The sequence below is a fragment of the Burkholderia sp. IO2 genome (assembly GCF_029522185.1).
Lineage (GTDB): Bacteria > Pseudomonadota > Gammaproteobacteria > Burkholderiales > Burkholderiaceae > Burkholderia > Burkholderia cenocepacia.
Genome location: NZ_JAKWFH010000023.1, coordinates 14,735 through 37,954 on the forward strand (window position 1 = coordinate 14,735; position 23,220 = coordinate 37,954).

Annotated in this window: 16 protein-coding genes and 2 riboswitches; of the genes, 5 read left to right on the forward strand and 11 right to left on the reverse strand. The window is 67.9% G+C overall.

All coding sequences use genetic code 11. The features are described 5' to 3' along the window. The first annotated feature begins 89 nt into the window (after positions 1–89). The 3 genes from MMB92_RS16585 (at position 90) to MMB92_RS16595 (ending at position 3,862) form a co-directional block, all read left to right on the forward strand. Complete coding sequence (locus MMB92_RS16585) at positions 90–1,010, forward strand: LysR family transcriptional regulator (RefSeq protein ID WP_277562790.1); 921 nt, start codon at positions 90–92, stop codon at positions 1,008–1,010. Positions 1,011–1,306: 296 nt separating this feature from the next. Then, positions 1,307–2,410 (forward strand): tartrate dehydrogenase, encoded by a 1,104-nt coding sequence (locus MMB92_RS16590; RefSeq protein WP_006493819.1) that lies wholly within the window; start codon positions 1,307–1,309, stop codon positions 2,408–2,410. A 3-nt stretch (positions 2,411–2,413) separates the two neighbouring features. After that, on the forward strand, positions 2,414–3,862 hold the full coding sequence (locus MMB92_RS16595) for an aldehyde dehydrogenase family protein (protein ID WP_212158027.1): 1,449 nt from the start codon (positions 2,414–2,416) through the stop codon (positions 3,860–3,862). Positions 3,863–4,119: 257 nt separating this feature from the next. Here the strand turns inward: MMB92_RS16595 and MMB92_RS16600 are convergent, their stop codons facing one another. The 7 genes from MMB92_RS16600 to MMB92_RS16630 form a co-directional block, all read right to left on the reverse strand. Continuing rightward, positions 4,120–4,857 (reverse strand): transporter substrate-binding domain-containing protein, encoded by a 738-nt coding sequence (locus MMB92_RS16600; RefSeq protein WP_048985964.1) that lies wholly within the window; start codon positions 4,855–4,857, stop codon positions 4,120–4,122. Positions 4,858–5,065: 208 nt separating this feature from the next. Further along, positions 5,066–5,977 (reverse strand): ABC transporter ATP-binding protein, encoded by a 912-nt coding sequence (locus tag MMB92_RS16605; protein ID WP_277562791.1) that lies wholly within the window; start codon positions 5,975–5,977, stop codon positions 5,066–5,068. 45 nt (positions 5,978–6,022) lie between these two features. Beyond that, complete coding sequence (locus MMB92_RS16610; protein ID WP_048985962.1) at positions 6,023–6,997, reverse strand: ABC transporter permease; 975 nt, start codon at positions 6,995–6,997, stop codon at positions 6,023–6,025. Between the two features lie 64 nt (positions 6,998–7,061). Beyond that, entirely contained in the window at positions 7,062–8,933 is a 1,872-nt protein-coding gene (gene atzF / locus MMB92_RS16615; RefSeq protein WP_034203992.1) for an allophanate hydrolase, read from the reverse strand. Next, complete coding sequence (gene uca / locus MMB92_RS16620; protein ID WP_277562792.1) at positions 8,930–12,550, reverse strand: urea carboxylase; 3,621 nt, start codon at positions 12,548–12,550, stop codon at positions 8,930–8,932. Before uca ends, atzF begins: the two co-directional genes overlap by 4 nt. A gap of 88 nt (positions 12,551–12,638) precedes the next feature. Next, positions 12,639–13,295 carry an urea amidolyase associated protein UAAP2 gene (locus tag MMB92_RS16625; RefSeq protein ID WP_058903883.1) on the reverse strand — a complete coding sequence of 219 codons (657 nt, stop codon included), beginning with the start codon at positions 13,293–13,295 and terminating at the stop codon, positions 12,639–12,641. 11 nt (positions 13,296–13,306) lie between these two features. Beyond that, positions 13,307–14,062 (reverse strand): urea amidolyase associated protein UAAP1, encoded by a 756-nt coding sequence (locus MMB92_RS16630; protein WP_058903882.1) that lies wholly within the window; start codon positions 14,060–14,062, stop codon positions 13,307–13,309. Between the two features lie 56 nt (positions 14,063–14,118). Then, positions 14,119–14,250, reverse strand: a riboswitch (guanidine-I (ykkC/yxkD leader). A 432-nt stretch (positions 14,251–14,682) separates the two neighbouring features. Then, positions 14,683–14,804, forward strand: a riboswitch (guanidine-I (ykkC/yxkD leader). 140 nt (positions 14,805–14,944) lie between these two features. Between MMB92_RS16630 and MMB92_RS16635 the strand changes: the two genes are divergently transcribed. Beyond that, complete coding sequence (locus MMB92_RS16635; RefSeq protein ID WP_006485590.1) at positions 14,945–15,967, forward strand: ABC transporter substrate-binding protein; 1,023 nt, start codon at positions 14,945–14,947, stop codon at positions 15,965–15,967. Positions 15,968–16,108: 141 nt separating this feature from the next. Here the strand turns inward: MMB92_RS16635 and MMB92_RS16640 are convergent, their stop codons facing one another. Both MMB92_RS16640 and MMB92_RS16645 read right to left on the reverse strand, forming a co-directional pair. Further along, positions 16,109–16,909 carry a phosphodiesterase gene (locus MMB92_RS16640; RefSeq protein WP_034203989.1) on the reverse strand — a complete coding sequence of 267 codons (801 nt, stop codon included), beginning with the start codon at positions 16,907–16,909 and terminating at the stop codon, positions 16,109–16,111. Between the two features lie 262 nt (positions 16,910–17,171). Continuing rightward, positions 17,172–18,293, reverse strand: a complete 1,122-nt coding sequence (locus MMB92_RS16645; protein ID WP_125333310.1) for a sensor histidine kinase — start codon at positions 18,291–18,293, stop codon at positions 17,172–17,174. Between the two features lie 395 nt (positions 18,294–18,688). Between MMB92_RS16645 and MMB92_RS16650 the strand changes: the two genes are divergently transcribed. Then, entirely contained in the window at positions 18,689–19,804 is a 1,116-nt protein-coding gene (locus MMB92_RS16650; RefSeq protein WP_006498058.1) for a PHB depolymerase family esterase, read from the forward strand. Positions 19,805–19,851: 47 nt separating this feature from the next. Here MMB92_RS16650 and MMB92_RS16655 read toward each other — a convergent pair whose 3' ends face one another. Next, positions 19,852–21,621, reverse strand: a complete 1,770-nt coding sequence (locus tag MMB92_RS16655) for a histidine kinase (protein ID WP_006485591.1) — start codon at positions 21,619–21,621, stop codon at positions 19,852–19,854. Positions 21,622–21,696: 75 nt separating this feature from the next. Continuing rightward, on the reverse strand, positions 21,697–23,109 hold the full coding sequence (locus MMB92_RS16660; RefSeq protein ID WP_006498056.1) for an HD domain-containing phosphohydrolase: 1,413 nt from the start codon (positions 23,107–23,109) through the stop codon (positions 21,697–21,699). Between the last annotated feature and the right edge of the window lie 111 nt (positions 23,110–23,220).

Below are 23,220 nucleotides of genomic sequence, written 5' to 3' on the forward strand. Positions count from 1 at the left end.
GGCCGCTCAGGGTTAGCACCACTTCGCCCGGCACCATGGAGCGCATCGATGGATGACATACTGGCCGCAGTGTCAACCGGAGTCCGCGCTTGTTCGATCTCACGTCCCTCGCCCTGTTCGTCCGTGCATCCGAGCTGGGCAGCCTGTCGCGCGCCGCGCAGCAGTCGCACATGTCGCTTTCCACCGCGAGCCGCCGCATCGCGCTGCTCGAGCATCACTTTCGCGTGGTACTGCTGAACCGCACGGTGGCGGGCGTCGAACTCACGCCGGCCGGCGAAGCGCTGTTGCGTCACGCGACCGACCTGCTGCTGCGCACCGATGCGATCTACAGCGAGTTGTCCGACTATACGAAAGGCGCGGTCGGCCGCGTCCGCGTCTTCGCGAACATCTCGGCGATCAGCCAGGATCTTCCCGATCAGTTGCGCGCGTTCTCGCAGCGCTATCGCGACATCAAGCTGCAGATCAGCGAACTGAGAAGCGCCGACATCCTGCAGGCGCTGCGCGAAGGCCGCGCGGACGTCGGGATCGTCACGTCGCGCACCGCGACCGAAGGGATCCATCTCGCGCCCTACTGCATGGACCGGGCCAGCGTGGTCGTGCCCGACGACTACCCGCTGACCGGCGAGTCGATCGATTTCAGCGCGTTGCTCGACCACGATCTGGTCGCACTCGACGACCGCTCGGAACTGACGCGCTCGCTCGTCAGGGAAGCGGCGCTGCTCGGCAAGTCGGTCCGCTTCCGCGTGCAGGTGCAGAGCTTCGAGGCGATGTGCCGGTTGATCGCCGCGGGGCAAGGCATCGGCATCCTGCCCGAGCGCGCGGTCGCGCTGTTTCGCGAACCGATGCGCCTGCGCTTCATTCGCCTGAACGATCCGTGGGCCAACCGCGTCATGTCGATCGGCATCCGCGCGGGCGCCGTGCCGCTGCCGACGCGCAAGCTGTTCGAGTTCCTCGCGTCCTTCGCGCCGCCTTCGCTCGTGTCCGGCGAAGCCGGGCAGGCGGTCGACTGATACGCCGCCCCGCGCCCGCGCTCGCCGGCGTGTTGCAGATTTTCGAAGGTCCCGTTCGCGGATCCGCACTTCCTGCCCGCGCCTGCGAAGAAGTAGATTCGACGGACCGATTCAACAGTCCGCCGGTTACCGCAACGGAAGAGACGCAGGAGACACGGCGACGCGATCCGACGTGAGCGGTGCAGCGTCGCGTATCGCAGGTCGCGCGGCCGTTCGACGCTGCGCGGTTCACGCCGCTCCCCGTGTCAGCCCCTCCCGTGCGGGACGCCAGCTTCGTCATGGAGGCTTCCCGCCATATGAAGAACCCGCACCGCATCGCCGTCATCGCCGGCGACGGCATCGGCAAGGAAGTGATGCCCGAAGGCATGCGCGTGTTGCGCGCTGCCGCCGACCGTTTCGACATTCCGCTCGCGTTCGACGAGTTCGGCGACTGGTGTACCGATCACTACGTTCGCCACGGCACGATGATGCCGGCCGACTGGGCGCGGCAGATCGGCGCGCACGACGCGATCTTCTTCGGCGCGGTCGGCGCGCCCGATATCGTGCCCGACCACGTCGCGGTGTGGGAATCGCTGATCAAGATCCGGCGCGAGTTCGATCAATACGTGAACCTGCGTCCGGTGCGCCTGATGCCGGGCGTGCCCGCGCCGCTCGCCGGACGCCGGCCCGGCGACATCGATTTCATCGTCGTGCGCGAGAACACGGAAGGCGAGTATTCGTCGGTGGGCGGCCGGATGTTCACCGGGACCGACCGCGAAATCGCCGTGCAGCAGTCGGTTTTCTCGCGTGTCGGCGTCGACCGCGTGCTCCGGTTCGCGTTCGAGCTCGCCCGCTCGCGCCCGCGCAAGCAGCTGACGGCCGCGACGAAATCCAACGGCATCTCGATCACCATGCCGTTCTGGGACGAGCGCCTCGCGGAAATCGCGCGGTCGTTCCCGGACATCGAAACGCGCAAATATCACATCGACATACTGTGCGCACACTTCGTCCAGAATCCGGATCGCTTCGACGTCGTCGTCGCCTCCAACCTGTTCGGCGACATCCTGTCCGACCTCGGCCCCGCCTGTACCGGCACGATCGGCATCGCGCCGTCCGCGAACCTGAACCCCGAGCGCCGCTTCCCGTCGCTGTTCGAGCCGGTGCACGGCTCGGCGCCCGACATCGCCGGCCGCGGCATCGCCAATCCGATCGGGCAGATCTGGTCGGCCGCGTTGCTGCTCCAGCACCTCGGTCGCGGCGAATCGCGCTACGAAGCCGCGGCCGCCGAAATCGTCGCGGCGATCGAATCCGTGCTCGTCGCCGGCCCGCGCACCCGCGACATGGGCGGCACGGCCAGCACTGCGGAACTGGGCGCCGCGATAGCGCACACCATCGCGAATCCCGCATCGATCGAGGAATGACCCATGCAATTTGATCACTACATCGACAACGCCCGCGTCGCGCCGACGACCGGCGAGCGGATCGACGTCGTCGACCCGAGCACCGGCGAAGCGTTCGCGACGATCGCGCGCGGCGACGCGACCGACGTGCAGCGCGCCGTTTCCGCCGCCCAGCGCGTGATGGGCGACACGCTCGACGGCCCGTGGGCGAAGCTGTCGCCGGTCGAGCGCAGCAACCTGCTGTTCGCGTACGCCGCGGCCGTCACGCAGCATGCGGACGAACTCGCGCAGCTCGAAGCGCGCGACACGGGCAAGGCGCTGAACACCGCGCGTACCGACGCGGCGGTGCTCGCGCGCTACCTCCAGTACTACGCCGGATGCGTCGACAAGCTGCACGGCGACACATTGCCCTACACCGCCGGGTTCACGGTATTGACGGTGCGCGAACCGATCGGAGTGACGGGCCACATCGTTCCGTGGAATTACCCGATGCAGATCTACGGCCGCTCGGTCGGTGCGTCGCTCGCCGCCGGCAATGCGTGCGTGGTCAAGCCGGCGGAGGATGCGAGCCTGTCCATTCTGCGGCTGGCCGAAATCGCGGCGGAGGTCGGCTTTCCGGCCGGCGCGGTCAACGTCGTCACGGGGTTGGGCGGCGAAGCCGGCGCGGCATTGTCGGCCCATCCCGGCATTCGTCACATCTCGTTTACCGGGTCGACCGGAACGGGCGCGCTGGTCGGGCGCGCGGCGGCCGAGCGTCACTGCCCCGCGGTGCTCGAGCTGGGCGGCAAGTCGCCGCAGTTGCTGTTCGACGATGCCGACCTCGACCAGGCGCTGCCCGTCATCGTCAATGCGATCGTGCAGAACGCGGGCCAGACCTGCTCGGCCGGCAGCCGCCTGCTCGTCCAGCGCACCGTCTACGAGCGCGTGCTCGATCGTCTCGCGCAGCAGTTCGCGCGGCTGCGTTCCGGGCCGCCGTCGATGAATCTGGAGATGGGGCCGCTCGTCAACGCCAGGCAGCATGCGCGGGTCCGGGCCATCGTCGAGCGCGCGCAGGCCGACGGCATTCGGGTGGCGGCGCGCGGCACCATCGCGGCCGGCGCATCGGGTTCGGGGTACTACCAGGAAGCGGTGCTGTTCCGCGACGTACCGCCCGACAGCGAACTCGCGCAGGAAGAGGTGTTCGGCCCCGTGCTCGCGGCCATGCCGTTCGACGACGAGAACGCGGCGGTCGCGCTCGCGAACGGCACGCAGTACGGCCTCGTCGCCGGCGTCTGGACGCGGGATGGCGCACGTGCGCTGCGCCTCGCGCGCAAGCTGCAGGCCGGACAGGTCTTCATCAACAACTATGGCGCGGGTGGCGGCGTGGAACTGCCGTTCGGCGGCGTGAAGGCAAGCGGATATGGCCGCGAGAAAGGCTTTGAAGCGTTGCTCGGCTTTACCGCGCTCAAGACCATCGCGATCAGGCACGATTGACGGCCACAACGGCGCGACGGCCTTCGGGCCGTCGCCGGGGAATCACCATGTCTCGGCTGACCATCGTGGGTGCCGGCCACGTCGGCAAGCGCTTCGGCAACCTGATCGTCGCGAACCGTGTCGTCGACGTGTTGCAGCTCCACGATCGCGACATCGCGCGCGCCGCCGCCGTGGAATTCGTCGGCGCCGGCCGACCGTTCCATCATTCGTCGAGCGATGCGTCGCTATCGAGCGACGCTTGCCGGCCGAGTGCCGACCTATCCCGTCTGCAAGACGGCCGGATCGATCTCGCGCGCCGTCAGCCCGAATCTCGCCATGCGAGCGCGATGGTCCGGCGAGCCGAGATACGAGCGAAGTCGCTGATTGAACGCCGCCAGCAGATCCCCGTTTTCCCGGTTGAATGAAAACGCGCCCAGCGGAGGCGTCCGCGGGCTGCCGTCGACATCCGACTCGTGCGCGACGGCCTCGATCAGCGCGCTGCCTATCCGGCCCGCCACGATTCGATTCCCCAACGCGGTGCTCGCATACGCATCGACCACGCCGGAAAGAACGGCCGCGATCGCGTCGGCCTGCTGTTCGAAGACGACGATTTGCCGCCGGCTCACGCCCGCCGCGATCGCGGAATCGTGCTGGACCTGTCCGGCAATGATGCCGAGGCGCGCGTCAGGACGTTCGGCAATCGACGCATAACGCCTGAGCGCCTTCGGATTTCCCGGGCGAACCAGAAAACCGTCTTCGATCCCCCACACCGGCACGCTGAACGCGACGGTATCGGCACGCTGCGGTGTCACGAAAAGCGGCACGTTCATGTCCCAGTGACCTGATGCAACGCCGGGCAGCAATTCGCCGAACGTCGCCGGGCAATACTCGATCCGGGTCACGCCTATCTGCCGGAGGATCGTCGCCGCGAGTTCGAGATCGGCACCGGTCGCGGTGCCATCCGCTTCGGTCCAGCCGAATGGCGGTTCTTCGATGTACGCAATGGTCACCTTCATCGCTTTCTCTCGCAAGCCGAAGAATCGATCAGGAATGCATCAGCTTACCGTGGGAAGTCGAGGTCCACTCAGCGTGGACAAAATTAATCCGGATGTAAGCAAGTTGGCGGCATTTTCCTGACGCGCCCGTCGATGCAGTCACCAACCCGAAACATCGCAGGCCCGATGCGACAGGCGTTCTGGCGTGACGGCATGAGCCGGCGCCACGCTACTCGACGCTATCCGTCACGTCCGTCATCCGGATCATGTGCGGCTTGATGCCGTCGTCTTCGGCCGTCGCGGTCTCCTTCGGATGAATCAGCGCTTCGAGTCGCGCCTTCGTCGCGATGAACTCGGGCGTATTGACCTGCGAATAATCGCGCGGCCGCGGCACCGGCACTTCGATCAACTCCTGCACCCCGCCCGGATTCGCCTTCAGCACCAGGATCCGGTCGGCCAGAAAGATCGCCTCGTCGAGGTCGTGCGTGATGAACAGGATCGTCACGTCGATGTTGCGCCAGATGTCGAGCAGGTGCGTCTGCATCCTTGCCCGCGTCTGGGCGTCCAGCGCGCCGAACGGTTCGTCCATCAGCAGGATGCGCGGACGGTTCGCGAGCGCACGGGCAATCGCCACGCGCTGCTTCATGCCGCCCGACAACTGGTGCGGATACACGTCGGCAAAACGCGTCAGCCCGACGAGATCGAGCCACTGCAGCGCCTCGCGCTCGGCCGCGCCGCTGCTGCTGCCGTTCATGCGCAGGCCGAACATCACGTTCTTCTTCACCGTGAGCCATGGAAACAGCGTATAGCCCTGGAACACCATCCCGCGATCGGCGCCCGGCCCGTCGACCGGCTTGCCGTCGAGCAGCACGTCGCCGCTCGTCTGCGTGTCGAGCCCGGCGAGGATCCGGATCAACGTCGACTTGCCGCAGCCGGACGGGCCGATCACGCACACGAATTCGCGCCGGTGCGTGCGGAAACTGATGTCGTCGAGCGCGACGCACTCGCCCTGCGGCGTCGCGAAACGCTTGCCGACGTGTCGCACGTCGAGGATCACGTCGCGCTCCTTCAGCCGCGCGAAGCGCTCGCGCACCGCGTCGGATTGAATCAGGTAATCGGGGACGGCTTGCGGGTTCTGCATGATGCCCTCTGCGGAAATCGGTCGATGGGGACGTGGGAGCGGACGTCACGCTTTCAGCGTGCGGTCCCACGGAAAGAGCCGGCGGCCGAGCAGCCCGAGCACGATGTCGGTGCCGAGGCCGATGATCCCGATCATCAGGATTGCCGCATATACGTTGTCGAAATGCTGGTAGCGCGCCTGCTGGCTGATGTACCACGTGATGCCCGAACTCGTGCCGACCAGTTCGGCGACGATCAGGTAGGTCCACGCCCAACCGAGCAGGATCCGCTGATCGCGATACAGGTCGGGCAGCACGCCCGGAATCACGACGTGCGTGAGCAGCTTCAGCTTCTTCGTGCCGAGTGTCATCGCGGCCTCGAACAGCCCGTATTCGAGCTTGCGCGTGGTGTTCGCGATGATCAGCACCTGCTGGAACAGCGTACCGATCACGATGATCGCGATCTTCGGCGCGTCATAGATGCCGAGAATCGCGACCATCAGCGCGCCGAACGCCGGCGCGGGCAGGTAGCGGAAGAACTCCAGGAACGGCTCCTGCAGCCGCGCGAGCGCACTGAAGGTGCCGCAGACGATGCCGAGCGGCACGCCGATCGCGGACGAAATCACGAAGCCCCAGAAGATGATGCGGATGCTGTGCCACAGGCTTTCGTGCAGCCACACGCCGTCGCGCGACGCGGGCGGCGTCGTGAACGCCGTGTAGAACGCGCGCAATACCTGGTGCGGCGCCGGCAGGTAGACCGGATTCGCGCGCTCGCCCTCGGGCACCGCCGCGTGCGCCGCACGCGCATGCGCGAGCTCGTCGTCGAACACGTCGCGGTCGATCTGCATGCCGGTCTGGAAATAGTCGACGCTGCCCGGATTCGTGATGCGCATCTGCGGATGCCAGATGAACGGGACGTAGCTGATCAGGCACCAGACGGCGAACGGCAGCAGGAAGGACGCCAGCCCGAGCGTCCATTGGCCGCGCGTCGTCAGCTCGCGGCGCACCGCGAGCCAGCCGGTCGTGTTGCGGGTCGTTGTCATCGGAATCTCCGTATCGTTTCGGGTGCCGGTCGCGCGGATGCCGCGGCATCGCGCGACCGGGCGTTCATTGCAGCGCGCCGCTGGCGGCCTGCGCGCGGTAGGCCCGCCAGCCGCCGAAGCGTGTGATGTCCTGCGCATCGTCGAGCGCCACGCTTTCGCACAGGAAGCCCTGCACGCGCGTACCGTCGGCGAGCGTCAGCGTGCCGATGCCGAGCGGCGCCGCAATTCCGGCGACGAAGCTGCCGTAGGCGTCGACCGGCATCTCCCAGACCTCGACCGCGATCGGTGCGCCATCGTTCGGCACACGCACGAGGCCCGGTTTCGCGACACCGCCGCTTGCTTCCGCGGACAGCGCGTAGAGGCGATAGGCCGGCGCGGTGGTGGTCGCGGTGACGAAGCGCGCGCCGCGCTGCGTGAGCTGCCCGTTCAACGGTTCGCCGCGCAGATGCGCGCCGACGACGGCCACCCGCACGACACCCGGGGCTGCGGCACGCGCCGACACGGTGGCCGCAGGCGGCCGACCGTCATCGACAGCGGCAACGCCGTCGCCCCACGCGTGTGCGAGATCGAGCAGCCGCGCATCGTCGTGTGCACGCCCGACGAACGTGATGCCGAACGGCAAGCCCGCATGCGGCCCGGTCGAGCACGTGCCCGCCGGCACCGCGATCGCCGACAGGTCGAGCAGGTTCACGAAGTTCGTGTAGTAGCCGAAGCGCGAATTGATCGCGATCGGATCGGCTTCGAGCGCATCGACGGTCGCGGTCGTCGCCGAGGTCGGCATCACGATCGCGTCGAGGCCGTCCCACGCGCGGGCTGCGTCGACGCGCAGCGCCGCCAGCCGGTCGAATGCGGCGAACGCGTCGGCGGCGCTGAAGCGCGACGCCCCGCCGACGATTTCGCGGATCACCGGATGCAGCGCGTCGGGCTCGCGCGCGGCGAATGCGCCGATCGCGGCCAGCCGCTCGGCGACCCACGGGCCGTCGTACAGCAGCCGCGCGGCGGCCAGGAACGGTGCGAAGTCGATCTCGACGACCCGCGCGCCGGTCGCGCGCAGCCGTTCGAGCGCCGCGCCCCACGCCGCGCGATACGATGCGTCGCCGAAGAATTCGAGCTGATCGGCACGCGGCGTGCCGAACCGCACTTGCCCGAGCGGCCGCGCCGGCTGCGCGCGCAACCCGTCCGCACCCAGCAGCGGCTGCCATGCGCGCCCGTACGGATCGCCTTCCGTCACGCCGTGCGCAGCGGCGAACACGACGCGCGCGTCGTCCGCCGAACGCGCGAACACCGACACGCAATCGAGCGACCGGCAGGCCGGCACCACGCCGAGCGTGCTCAGCACGCCCCGTGTCGGCTTGAGCCCGACGAGCCCGTGGAAGGCGGCCGGCACGCGCCCGGAGCCGGCCGTGTCGGTGCCGAGCGAGAACGTCGCGACCCCGAGCGCGACGGCCACCGCCGACCCGGAACTCGAGCCGCCCGACGCGTAGCGCGGGTCGAGCGCATTGCGGCACGCGCCGTAAGGCGAGCGCTGCCCCGAGAGCCCGGTCGCGAACTGGTCGAGATTCGTCTTGCCGACCGGAATCGCACCGGCCGCGATCAGCCGCTCGACGACGGGCGCGCTGCGTGCCGGCGTGTACGCGTAGGCGGGGCAGCCGGCCGTCGTCGGGATGCCGGCGAGGTCGATGTTGTCCTTGATCGCGAACGGCACGCCGTACAGCGGCAACGACGCGATGTCGCGTCCGGCCAGCGCGTCGGCGTACGGCATCATCTCGTCGCGCGTGAGCGGCCGGATCCACGCATGGTGCGGGTCACCCGCATCGAAGTGCGCGGCGATCGCGTCGACGAGCGCAGGCGGCGTCAGGTCCCCCGCCGCGTAGCGGGCGCGCAGCGCGGCAATCGCATGCACTCCGCGCAGGATCGAGCGTTCCGTCGTGCTCATGCGACCTCCTCGGCGGCGCCCGCCTTCATCACCATCAGCCGCTGGCCGGCCACCACCGCCATGCCGGGCGCGCAATCGATCGTCTCGATCGCGCCGTCTTCCGTTGCCGTCACCGCCACCTCCATCTTCATCGATTCGACGATCGCGACGACCTGCCCCGCGCTCACGCGCTCGCCGGCTTCGACCAGCACTTTCCACACGCTGCCCGACACGTCCGCGGCGATCGCCCGCTGCGTGTCGTCGAGCGCGCCCGCTACCCGTTCCGGTTGCGCATCGCCCGGCTCCCCCTCGCCGACATATTCCGCATGGCCGGCCACGCGCCACCGCTCGCGCTCCGCGTCGAACGCGGCCTGCTGCGTCGCCTTGAACGCGGCGATCGACTCCGCCTCGTCGTGCAGGAAGCGGTTGTAGGCGCGCAGGTCGAACACCGACTCCTCGATCTTCAGCGTCGCGCGGCCCGCGATGAAATCCTCACGCAGCGCACGCAGCTCGGCCTCGCTGACTTCGTAGAAGCGGATCTCGTCGAAGAAGCGCAGCAGCCACGACTTGCCGGCCTCGAATTCGCGCGTGGTGCGGTGGCGATTCCACATCTGCACGGTGCGGCCGACGAACTGATAGCCGCCCGGCCCTTCCATCCCGTACACGCACAGATACGCGCCGCCGATGCCGACCGCGTTCTCCGGCGTCCAGGTGCGCGCGGGGTTGTACTTCGTCGTCACCAGCCGGTGCCGCGGATCGATCGGCGTCGCGACGGGCGCACCGAGGTAGACGTCGCCGAGCCCCATCACCAGATAGCGCGCATCGAACACGATGCGCTTCACGTCGTCGATGCTCGCCAGGCCGTTGATGCGCCGGATGAATTCGATATTGCTCGGGCACCACGGCGCATCGGGCCGCACCGACTGCATGTAGCGCTCGATCGCGACGCGCGTCGACGGGTCGTCCCACGACAGCGGCAGATGCACGATGCGGTTCGGCACGCGCATGTCGGCCACGTCGGCGAGTTCGCGTTCGGCGGTCTGCAGATGCGCGAGCAGCGCGGCAAGCGGTAGCGTCCGCGCGTCGAACTGCACCTGAAGCGACCGGATGCCCGGCGTCAGGTCGAGCATGCCGGGCAACCGGTGCGCGTCGAGCCAGCCCATCAGCGCGTGCACGCGAAAACGCAGGTTCAGGTCGAGCACGAGCGGCCCGTATTCGACCAGCACGTTGCGATCGCCCGAGCGCCGGTAGACGACGCCGATGCCGCCGCCAGCCGACGGATCGCGATGCAGCACGCAATCGTCGAACGAGCCGGATGCAGCCGCGGCAACGTCATGTGCCGCCTCCACGACCGCGGCAGCCGGTTCCCCGGCCGATATTCCGGACGACACGCCCGCGCGCACGAACTGCACGGTATCGCCCGGCCGCAACTGCCCGAGCTTCCACAACTCGTCGCGCACGACCGTCACTGGACAGACGAAGCCGCCGAGGCTCGGCCCGTCGGGGCCAAGGATCACCGGCATGTCGCCGGTGAAATCGACGGCCCCGATCGCATACGCGTTGTCGTGGATGTTCGATGGATGCAGCCCCGCCTCGCCGCCGTCCGCACGCGCCCATCGAGGCTTCGGGCCGATCAGCCGCACGCCGGTGCGGCTGGAGTTGTAATGGACGGTCCACTGCGTGCCGTACAGCATCGCGATGTCGTCCGGCGTGAAGAAATCCGGTGCGCCATGCGGACCGTCGAGCACGCCGAGCGTCCATGCATGCGTCAGCGCGGGAATGTCGGCCGCGGCCAGCGTCGCGCCGGCATCGCCGCGCCCCGCTTGCGCGTGCAGATGCAGCACGTCGCCCTTGTGCAGCGCGCGACCGGCATGGCCGCCGAACTGGCCGAGCGTGAAGGTCGCCTTGCTGCCGAGATAGTCGGGCACCTGCAGCCCACCCTTGACGGCGAGACACGCGCGCACGCCCGCGCCCGTCACGCCGCCCAGCTTCAGGACCGCGCCCGCTCGTGCGCGCACGACCTGCCAGAACGGCGCCGCTTCGCCGTCGAGCGTGGCCGCGAGCGGCGCACCGCCGAGCACGAACAGCGTCGCGGTATTGAAGCGCAGCGTCGCGCCGACCATCGTGAATTCCAGCCCGGCCGCGTCACGCGGGTTGCCGAGCAGCGCGTTAGCAAGGTCGAATGCGCGGTCATCCATCGGCCCCGACGGCGGCACACCGACGCTCCAGTAGCCGACCCGCCCGGGGGCCTGCTGAACGGTGGTCTGCACGCCGCCGTCGAGCACGTCGATCGTATGCGGCGCAAACGCGAAGCGCGACAGGAAGGCGGTCGTCGGCGCGCCGCGCGCGAACGCGTCGGAGCCGACGACGGCACGCAGGTAGTCGAGGTTGGTCTCGATCCCGTACAGCTCGGTCTGGTCGAGCGCGGCACGCAGCGCGGCCAGCGCGTCGCGCCGCGTGTCGCCGCGCACGATCAGCTTCGCGAGCAGCGGATCGTAATGCGCGCTGATCTCCGTGCCTGCCTCGATCCAGCCGTCGACCCGCACGTTGTCCGGAAACGCCACGTGCGTGAGCAGCCCGGCGCTCGGCTGGAACTGCTTGTGCGGATCCTCCGCATACAGCCGCACCTGGATGCTCGCGCCGCGTGGTGCGACGGCGAGCGTGTCGAGCGGCGGCAGGTCGCCCTCCGCCTGCAGGATCATCCATTCCACGAGATCGACGCCCGTCACGGCCTCGGTCACGCAATGCTCGACCTGCAGCCGCGTGTTCACTTCGAGGAAATAGAACTGCCGCGTGCTCGCGTCGAACACGAATTCGACCGTGCCGGCCGACGCGTAGCCCACCGCGCGGGCGAGCCGCACCGCGCTCGCGTGCAGCGCATCGCGTTCGGCGTCGGTCAGGTCGGGCGCGGGGGTTTCCTCGATCACCTTCTGGTTGCGCCGCTGCACGGAGCAATCGCGTTCGCCGAGCGCGAGCGCCCCACCGCGACCGTCGCCGAAGATCTGCACTTCGATGTGTCGCGCATGTTCGACGAACTTCTCGAGATAGACGCCCGCATGCGCGAAGTTCGCGGCGCCGAGCCGCACGACGGATTCGAACGCCGCGCCGAGCTGCGCGGCATCGCGGCACAGCGACATGCCGATGCCGCCGCCGCCCGCGGTGCTTTTCAGCATCACCGGATAGCCGATCGCGTCGGCTTCGGCAAGCGCCGTCGCGACGTCGTCGAGCAGTCCGGTGCCGGGCAGCAACGCGACGCCGTGCGCGGCCGCGAGTTCGCGGGCGGTGTGCTTGAGGCCGAACGCGCGCATGTGTTCGCCGCGCGGCCCGATGAAGCGCAGGCCTGCGGCTTCGCATGCGTCGGCAAAGGCGGCATGCTCGGACAGGAAGCCGTAGCCGGGGTGCACGGCCTGCGCGCCGGTCTCGCGCGCGGCGGCGAGGATCGCCGCGACGTTCAGATAGCTGTCGGCCGCCGGCGCGGGCCCGACGCGTACGGCTTCGTCGGCGAGCGCCACGTGGCGCGCGTCGCGATCGGCATCCGAATAGATCGCGACCGATGCGATACCGAGGCGCTTCAGCGTGCGGATCACGCGGCAGGCAATTTCGCCGCGGTTCGCGACGAGGACTTTGGCGAATCTCATGTTGCCTCCCGCAGCGAACGTATCGGCCCGGAGTAACGCTTCAGCGCGTACTCCGGCTCCATGCAAAGCAAGTGCGCGTGGGGGCCGTTCATTCCGCCTCCCACACCATCAGGCGCACGGGTGTCGGGTTGTAGCCGTTGCACGGATTGTTGAGTTGCGGGCAGTTCGAGATCAGCACCGTGACGTCCATCTCCGCACGCATCTCGACGTACTTGCCGGGTGCGGAGATGCCGTCCTCGAACGTGAGCCCGCCGAGCGGCGTGACGGGCACGTTCATGAAGAAGTTGACGTTGCCGACCAGGTCGCGCTTGGTGAGCCGCGCGCCGGCGCCGCACGTGCAGTGCGCGATCGCGTTGAGGAAGCTGTCGCGGCAGTTGTGCATGTAGCGCTTGTCGAGCGCATAGCGCACCGTGTTGCTCTCGGCCGCGCACGCGCCGCCGAGCGTATCGTGACGGCCGCACGTGTCGGCGACGATCGTCGCCATCGGGTTGCCGTGGTTCGACACGAGCACGCTGCCCGCGCTCAGGTACAGGTTGCGCTGCGCGCGGATCGTGTCCTGCGCGCTGTAGCGCTCTTCGGGAGCGTCGGTGCGGTAGAACAGCGTATCGACGGCCTGGTTGCCTTCCAGGTCGAGAATGCGGAAAGTCTGCCCGCGCTTCAGGTCGTGCAGCCACGGGTCGCCCGCGTTCAGCGTGACGTCGTGGATCGCGTCGCGCGGATCGAGACGGCTTTCGGTGATCGGCATGGTCTCGCTCCTCATGCGAACAGACGGTCGGTGTTGGCGAAGCCGCGCGTGTTCTCCGCGCATGCGCGCCGGCACGGGTCGTCGTCGGGCGCGGCGCCGTCGGCCGGATACGCGCGGTACGCGATCAGCTTCACGGCTTTGGGCGCATAGTCCGGACGCGGATCGAGCGGATGCGGCGCGGTCGAGAACGCCGCGAGCGTATTCATCTCGAAGCGCAGGTCGAACGCGCTGCCGGCCGGCGAATGTCCGGCAACGAAATCGAGCGCGCCGTCGTCGCGCGTGTCCAGCTTGCTGAAGAAGTTGACGTTCGCGGCGAGGTCGCGTGCCGACAGCCCGTATTTCGCGAGCTCGAGCACGAGGCTGTCGCGGCCGTTGCGGATCATCGCGTTGCGATCGGCCTGGTACGACGACGCGCCGTACTTGTGCGCGAACAACCGCGCATCGCCGACGCCGCCGAGCGGATCGTGCCAGCCGAGCGTGTCGGCCGTGATCGACGCGATCACGCGCCCCATGTCCGTATACAGCGCATGGCCGCGCGTGAGATGCGCGGTGTGCTGCGCCTTCAGCGTATCGGCCATGTTGTAGCGTTCGAGCAGGTCTTCCTGGCGATGAAAGACGGCGGACAGGTTCGCGCCGCCGTCGACGTCGACGATGCGCAGTGCGAGGCCGCGGCGCAGGATGCCGGACCAGTGGGTTCCGGCGGGAATCAGCGTTTCCCACGCGACGTGCGGCGGCGGGGCAAGAATGGTTTGGGGGCTCGGCGACATGACGGCTCCGGGGTCGGTTGATAAAAGGCGTGAGAGGGCGACCGAACGACATCGCGACCTCCCGGGCTTTTATCCCTCCGTGGAGCCTCGCCGTTTCCTCTCATCGAGGCGAAGGCAAGACCGGATTGCTCTCGGACCAGACATCGCACGGCACATGCCGCACGACCGGAACCCTAGCGATCCTGAAGATGATGCAAATTGCTTCGCACCTCTCGAGCGTCGAATAAGCGAGTTGCGTGCCAGGCGCTGCCCAATGACCACACGACGCGGCTCGGCGGCGCGATGATGCATGGCATCCGAATGGCGGACGCATTTTCTTGCCCTCGCGGCGGGCGTGCGGCGCACCACGCGCACGCAAGCGCGCACCGGCGCAGTGCGCGTCGCGTGCTCGCACACTGCGCGCTCCGCGATGGCATGGCTATTGCTGAATCCGTGCACCGTCACCTCACGCACGATCCTTCATGAACAAGCTCGACCTGCTCCGACGCGTACTGCACGCGCTGTTCGCCGCCCGTTTCATCGAACTTCAGCGCCCCTTGCGCCGACGTTGAATCGGATGGCCGCGTGCCATTGGCACGCTTCTCGCTCGGCATGACGCCGAGAGGTGCGGCGGCGTCGCATCTTAGGGGTGCTAGGGTTCCGGTTCATCGAGCGTCTGGTCCGAGAGCAGCCCGGCGCGGGTTCATCCGTTCGCGAGACCGGATGCGCACGCGCTACACGGCGGGACAAAAGCCCGGGAGATTGGCGATGGCAACGGCCGTCGCGCCTCTCCGTGGCCGCCTCGTTTGTTCCGCATCCGCAGGAACCGGCCATGCAGTCGGAACGTGTGCTCACGCACGATCCGTATCGACGATCCCGATCCCGGTCTCCTGGAGAACAACGATGACCCGTCCCGCCCCGGCGTTCCGCCGCCTGCCGTCCTTCCGTTTCATCCGTCATGCATTGGGCGCCGCCGTTGCGGCCGCCACGCTATGGGCGGCGCCTGCCGCGCAGGCTGCCGCACCGCTGAAGATCGGCTACAGCGACTGGCCCGGCTGGGTCGCCTTCCAGGTCGCGCTCGACAAGGGCTGGTTCAAGGAGGCCGGCGTCGACGTCGATTTCGAATGGTTCGATTATTCGGCGTCGCTCGACGCGTTTTCCGCAGGCAAGCTCGATGCGGTCGCGGCGACCAACGGCGATGCGCTGGTAACAGGCGCGTCCGGCGCGAAGAACGTGATGATCCTGCTGACCGACTACTCGGCCGGCAACGACATGATCGTCGCGAAGCCGCCCTTGCGCACCGTCGAGGCGCTGAAGGGCAAGAAGGTCGGCGTCGAGCTCGGCCTGGTCGATCACCTGCTGCTCGAAACCGCGCTGCAGAAGCACGGGCTCAAGGACGGCGACGTCACGCTCGTGAATGCGAAAACCAACGAGCTGCCGCAGGTGCTCGGTTCGTCGGCCGACATCGCGGCGGTGGCCGCGTGGCAACCGAATGCGGGCGAGGCGTTGAAACGCGCGCCGGGCGCACGCGCGATCTTCACGTCGGCGGATGCGCCGGGGCTGATCTACGATGCGATCACCGTCGCGCCGGCGAGCCTCGCCGCGCGCCGGGCCGACTGGGCGAAGGTGGTCAAGGTCTGGTATCGCTGCGTCGCCTACATCAACGATCCGAAGACGCAGGCCGATGCGGTCAAGATCATGTCGGCACGCGTCGGGCTCGCGCCGGCGCAATACCTTCCGCTGCTGAAGGGCACGCATCTGCTCGACGAAGCGGCCGCGAAGCGCGCGTTCCGCAAGGGCGACGGGCTCGATTCGATCTACGGCTCGACGCGCAACGCGAATGCGTTCAACGTGCGTAACGCCGTGTACAAGCAGTCGCAGGACGTGGACGCGTATATCGATCCGCGGCTCGTCGACGCGCATTGACGGCGGCGCGCCTGCCGGCGCGGCGACGCGCCGGTGGTAACGCCGGTCGATCGTCTGCTCCGGGGTAACAAGCGACATGGCCTGTCCATGTCGTGCCAATGCCTCGTACGTCATCGACCGCCGTGTCCCCGACGGGGACGCTTACGCGAAGGGGAACGGGCCCTCGAAGTGCCCCACGTAACACAAGTGGGAGACCGCTGGCTGACCTCGACCTGCCCAGCGATGCAGCATGTATGCAGGGGGTTCGAGAAAAGAAGCGGGCTGCGCGTCCGCTTCAACGCGCAGCGCAATCTGAGTGGTCGTGCTCGGGCAGGTGAGTACCGGAACGCGCCCAAGACGCGTCTGCATCGACCGGTGGACGTGCCCGGCAAGAATGCGATCTACGTTGCTATGCCGCGCAAGAACCGCGGCAAATGCCTCCGCATTTCGCAACCCGTAGATGTCGAGATAAGGAATGCCGGTCATGAACGGTGGATGGTGCATGACGATAACCACCGTCCGATTGCGATGCTCGGCAAGTTCAGTGTCGAGCCACGCCAGGGTTTCGGCGTCCAGTTCACCGTGATGTAGCCCTGGAACGGAGGTGTCCAACGCCACGACGCGTAGTTCGCCCACGTCCAGCGCGAACGAGAGTGCGCCCTCGTCCGGAAGCCACGCGTGATCCGGGAACGCGGCCCGCAGATTGCCGCGGTCGTCGTGATTACCCGGCAGAACCACGAACGGTCGCCTCAACTCGACGAGCAATTCGCGAAGTTTTCGATACTCGTGTTCGGTGCCCTCGTCCGTCAGGTCGCCGGAGATGACAACCAGATCTGGCTCAGGTCGAATGCGGTTCAGCGAATCGACGGCTGCCGAAAACATGACATTGGAATCCACGGCGTCTTGATACAGGACGCCGTGAGGCCGGACATGAATATCGGAAAGTTGTGCGATGACCGTCACTCAGCGCTCCGTTGGCTTTGACCTGCCCGTACATCGATCGAGGAGATTTTAGGCCGGACAAAATTCGCCCATCGACAGAGGCTTTCGGTGACAACGGTCGTGCGCCACGCGCGCTCAATTGTGCGTCAGTGTGGCTGATGCGGGATGACAAGCAGACGCCGGGTGGCGAAGCACGAAAGGCGGCTTCTAGCCGGTAGCGGCCTCTCGCCACCGCCGACCGCAAGCCCGACGGGGAATCATCCCCCGACCCGCGCTTCCCGCTTCATACACGTCTCGGCAGCCGCACCGCAAACACGGTTTCCGTCTGATCGGACCGCGCGTCGATCCGGCCGCGATGCGCCTTGGCGATTTCCCTCGCGATGAACAAGCCGAGCCCCAGGCCGGCATCGTCACCCGTCCGTCCCTGACGCTCTTCCCCGCGCTCGAGCGGATCGAAAATGCGGTCGAGCATGCGCGGATCGATCGCCGGCCCGCTGTTGCCGACCTCGACGAACACTTCATCGCCGGTCGTCGTGGCCACCACCCGCACCGGGGTATCGCGCGCGCCGTACTTGATGGCATTGCCCACCAGGTTGCTCAGCAACTGCTGCATTCTCTGCTCGTCCCACTCACCCCGGAGATCACCGCGCATATCGACGGTAATTTCGCGATCCGGATGACCCGCCCGCAACTCGTCCACCACATTGACGAGCACGTGTGCGAGATCGATATTGCGGGGAACGACGTTGATGCCCAGCCCGAGCTGGGTTCGATTGAAATCGCAGAGATCGTCGAGAAGGCCCTGCATGCGGCCGCCGCTTCGGATCAGCCGAGCGGCGGCCTCCGATACGGCCTCGCCCGCATTGAGGGCGGCAAGATACGACGCCGTGAGCTGGATGGTCTGCAGCGGCGTGCGCATGTCGTGGCTCAGCATGCCAAGCAGCAAGTTGCGCGCCTGCTCGACCTGGTCGGTAAAGAAAGCCACGGATTCCGCCAGCGCTTGGTCGATCGCTTCGTTGAAGCGAATCATGTCGCCCATATCAGGCGGCGCCGGGTGACACGCATCGATCCACAGCCGCAGCACACTGGCACGCAGCGCCCGATACTCGGCTGCCAGCTGGTTGATGTTGAAACCCCGGCGGGCGCGCAGAACGGCATGCGTCTGGGCGGCCGTCTCGCTGGCGTTCGCCGGCTCGGGCGCGCGCCCCAGCGATTTCTCGTGTTGCGCTTCCCTCGTTTGCGGCGTCGCGATGTCCTTGGCGACGGCGGTCAGGATCTCGCGCGCGTGGTCGCGTAGCCCCTGCGAGTTCATGTGCCTCGCGGCCGGTAACAACGTGGCGGCAAACGCCTCCCACTGCACCAGGATCGGTTCCATGTTCCGTACGATGAAATCAGCAAGACGCATGTCGCCCCTCACAACGGAATGAACGGTGAACGCTTCTGTCGAACCGCACGATATCACTGAACAACGGCGTTATCCGACGATTCGATCGCCGCCGTCGTCATTTCCGGCCGCGTGGGCGGTGAATGCCCGGCGGCCAGGGCCCGGCGAACCGGACGATTCCCGATGCGCGATGGTCCTTTTCAGGGCCGAAGGAGGCTTCGATTCGCACGCTCGTCACGTCGGGCGGCTAGCATCGCCGATAATCGATGCGCGTCACCCCCGTTCAGCCGGACGCCGCCTTTCGGTTGCCGCGGCACCGGCAGCACGAACCTTGCTCCGCGCCCGTTCGACTTCCATCCGACGGTGGAGTCGGCCGCCTCTTCCCGCCACGGCCGGCCGCCCGCACGAAACCGCACATGCCCAGGAAAAAATCCAGCCTCTGGTTACGGCATCTCGAACTGTTTTCCATCGCGACCGGTGCGCGGCCGAAGAAGCGGGCCGGCAAGCCGCGACCAGCCACCCAAAAAGCCGCCAAAAAGGTCGTTCAACGCACCATCAAGCCGGCCGTCGCCGCCCCTGCCGCCAAACGGACGGGCACCGCGCCCGCCGCACGCGCGCCGTCGGTCGAGCTGCCCGGCACCTGGCTGCGCTCGTTTCATTCCGCCGGCCCGAGCGCCGGCCGGCTCGTGAACCATCTTGCGTATGCGCTGTATCTTCCCGCCGCGCCTGCCAAGACAGCAGGCATGCCAGCCATCGTCATGCTGCACGGCTGCAAGCAGACCGCCGAATCGTTCGCCGCGGGCACGCGCATCTGCCGTCTGGCCGAGCGAGCGGGGTTCGCCGTGCTGTTTCCCGAACAGGCCAAGACAACCCATGCGCACCGCTGCTGGCACTGGCATGGCGATGCGACCGAGTCCGAAGCCGCGGCCGTCGCGTCGCTGGTCGACGCCATCGTGCGGCGCCACGGCTTCGATCGCGACCGGATCTACGTGGCCGGCCTGTCCGCCGGCGCCGGGCTCGCCGCGGTGCTGGCGCTCCGGTATCCCGACCGTTTCGCGGCCGTCGGCCTGCACTCCGGCCCGGCCATCGCGCCGCCGTCGTCGACGATGGCCGCGATGAGCCTGATGCGTCGCGGGCTCCGCGACGATCCGATCGCCGCGCTCGACGCGTGCGCCGACGTCGCGTCCTATCCCGGCATGCCGGCCCTCGTCATCCACGGCGCGCTCGATACGGTCGTGACCGACCGGAACGCGACGCAGCTCGGCATCGCGTTCGCGCGGCTCAACCGGCTCGTCGACGAACACGGTGCGATCCGCGTCGGCGAGCAACGCAGCTACGCGCAGGACGATGCGGACTACGTCGATTATCTGAAGGGGGGGCGGCTGGTCGTCAGGGTGTGCATCGTCCGCCGGCTGCCGCATGCGTGGAGCGGCGGGGACCCGAGCGAGCCGTTCCATTCCGCCAAGGGGCCGGACGCGACCGCGATGTTCTGGCATTTCTTTCGTCGTCAGCGCCGCAAGCGATCGGCGTGACGCACGACGCTCGCAGCGGCCGCTTGCGAACGGCCGCCGTCATGACGTCAAACCCGCTGCTCCAGCGCTGCGGCGTCCGCGCGGTCGCCGGCACGCCGAACCGGCAACCGTATCCGGAAGGTCGTGCCGCGCCCCGGCTCGCTGGTCACGTCGATCGCGCCGCGATGACGCTCGACGATGCCGTGCGAGACCGACAGCCCGAGCCCCGTGCCCTGCCCGACCGGCTTCGTGGTGAAGAACGGATCGAAGATCCGCCGCACGACGTCGGGTGTCATGCCGGCGCCGGTATCGCTGATCGCGATCGACACCTGTTCGCCGTCGCTCGACGTGCGGATCGTGATCACGCCGCGCTCGGGAATCGCCTGCGCGGCGTTGACCAGCAGGTTCATGAACACCTGGTTCAACTGCGACGGCAGGCATTCGACGTGCGGGACGTCGCCGTAATCGCGCACGATGTCGGCCTTGTACTTGAGCTCGTTGTGAACGACGTTGAGCGTGCTCTCGAGGCCCGCATGGAGATCGACCACGCTCCATTCGTCGCTGGCCGGGCGCGAGAAATCGCGCAGGTCCTGCACGATGCGCCGCACGCGCAGCGCGCCGTCGATCGATTCGTCGATCAGCGTCGCGATCTCGTCGCGGACGTAGTCGAGATCCGCCGCGCGGTGCGCGGCCGTCAGCGCGTCGCGGGTGGCCGGATCGAGCTGCGGCAGCGCGGCTTCATGCGCCGCGACCACGTCGAGCAGGCTGCGCACCCACGTCTTCAACGTGTTGAGGTTCGCGCTGACGAAGCCGATCGGATTGTTGATCTCGTGCGCGACGCCGGCCGCGAGCTGGCCGATCGACGCGAGTTTTTCCGACTGCAGCAACTGCTCGTGCGTTTCCTCGAGCGCATGCAGCAGGCGTCGCTGCTCGTCCTTCTCCTGTTCGAGCAGCGCGTGCGCGGCCTTGCGCTCGTCGATCTCGGTCGCCATGTTCTCACGCGTGCGTTGCAGCATCTGCGTCGTCTGCTCGTAGCTGTGCAGCGCGCGTTCGAGTTCGCTGGTTCGCACCCGCACGAGCCGTTCGAGCGTATCGGTCATGCCGCGCAGGAAAGTGGTGCGCGCATCGAAACGGCACACGAGCAGCGTGACGACCAGCGTCGCCATCGTAAACAGCGCGACGGTCGTCGCGAGCCACGGCGCGTCGACGCCGTTCGCGGCGCCGCACCGCGCGTCCGGTGCGAAATGCGCGGCCGCCATCGCCGTGTAGTGCATGCCGGTAATCGCGATGCCCATGATGGCGGCCGCGCCGATGCGCTGCGCGGTCGCGTGGCGCGCCTGCTGCATGCGCAACGCCTGCGCGATCCACAGCGCGGCCGTCGACGCGACCACCGCGATGCCGATCGACGCGGCGAACAGCGCGGCGTCGTAGCGAATGCCGGGCTGCATGTGCAGCGCGGCCATCCCCGTGTAGTGCATGCCGGCGATCCCGCCGCCCATCAGCACGCCGCCCGCGCACAGCCGCCGCCAGCCCAGCCGGGCGCGCGTGACGACGTTCAGCGCGAAATACGACACGAGCACCGCGATCGCGAGCGAGGCGCCCGTTTCCTGCCACGCATAGCCGAGCGGCACCGGCAACGAAAACGCGAGCATGCCGACGAAATGCATCGACCAGATTCCGGTGCCCATCGCCGCCGCGCCGCCGCCGAGCCACGCGCGCTTGAGCTTCGGATTGTCGAGCAGCGAAATGAACGCGGCGAGGTCGAGCGTCGTATAGGAAGCCAGCGTCGCGATCGCGAGCGACAGCAGGACGAGCGGAAGGTTGTAGATGCCATGCATGATCGGGGCGCCCGCAACGAGTTGAATGCAGCGTCGCGGTGCGGGCGGTCGCACGCCCCGCGGTCGTCTTCGATATCAGGCCGGCGGCGCCCCTCCATTGGGTGCGTGCGCCTGCCCGGCCGGACGGGCCAGCACGAGAATGTCGAACGGCGTGCCCTCGCGCGTCTCGAAGCGGCGCACGAGCTCGATCTGATGCGCGGACATCACGCTGCCCTTCGTCATCAACAGCACGCCGCGATGCGTGCGCAGATCGTCGGCGAGCTCCATCCCTTCGCGCAGTTGCGCCGACCGGATCTCCGCGACGGACGCCGCGATGCCGAGGCTCGCCGGATCCCGCATCAACTCGATGAAGCGCGCGACCAGTTGCGGGTCGTAACGCACGTTCGCCTGCGAACGCAACACGTCGATCGCCTGCTCGATCGAATGCGGCGCACCGATTTCGCCATGGCGCAGCCCTTCGAAATCGCGCGCGATCGCGACGATCCGCGACCCGACCGGGATCGCGTCGCCGACCAGCCCGTCCGGCGTGCCGCGGCCGTTGAAGCGCTCGTACTGGTGCAGCACGATCGACGCGACCTTGTGCAACTGGGCGACCGGCGTCAGCACCATCTGCGCACGCAGCGGATGCTCCTGGAACACGCGGTGCTCGTCGGTCGTCATCCGCGCGAGCGGCTTGTGCAGCAATTCGTCCGGCAGCGACAGCTTGCCGATGCCGTGCAACAGCCCCGCGAAATAGACGTCCTGCGCGTGCAGTTCGCTCATCCCGGACGCCAGCGCGAGCCGCCGCGCGATCTCGCCGACCCGCATCGCATGCCCGCTCGCGGCCCCGCAGCGCAGCTCGATCATGCTCGCGCACACCTGGACCATCGCGGTGAAACTGCTTTTCAGGTCGCTCTGCGCCGCTTCGAGAAACATCACGGTCTGGCCGAGCTCCTCGGTGCGCGCGCGAACCTGCGTTTCGAGGTCGGTATTGAACCGGCGCAGCGCGTCGTTCTGCGCTTCGGTGAGGGCCGCCAGCCGCGCCGCTTCGCGACGCAGACGGCGCTGCTCCAGCGCCTGCTCGATGGTCAGCAGCAGGTCGTGATCGTCCCACGGCTTGTTCAGGTAGCGATACACGCCGCCTTCGTTGACGGCCTGCACGACCGACGCGATCTCCGCGTAGCCGGTCAGCAGGATGCGCATCGTGTCAGGGTACAGCGCCCGCGCGCGCGCCAGGAATTCCGCGCCGCTCATGTGCGGCATCCGCATGTCGGACACGATCAGGTCGATGTCGGTCGACGCCAGGATCTCGAGCGCGGCCTCGCCGCTGTCGGCCGTCGCGATGTCGTAGCCGGTGGGCCGGAATACGCGCCTGAGCGCCGACAGCACGTTCGGTTCGTCGTCGACGAGCAGGATCGACGGTACGCGGGCCGCTTCACCGGATGCCACCGCGGTGTCGGACGTTTCGGGCGACACGGCATTCAGGTCGTTTGTTGCAGATGTCGTCATAATCGGCCTCGGATCAATTATTCACGCCCTCTCTGCGACATCGGCCGGCCCCGCGTTTTCCACATTGGTGGAAACGCTAATACGTGCGTGTCGATTTCATTCGGAATCCAT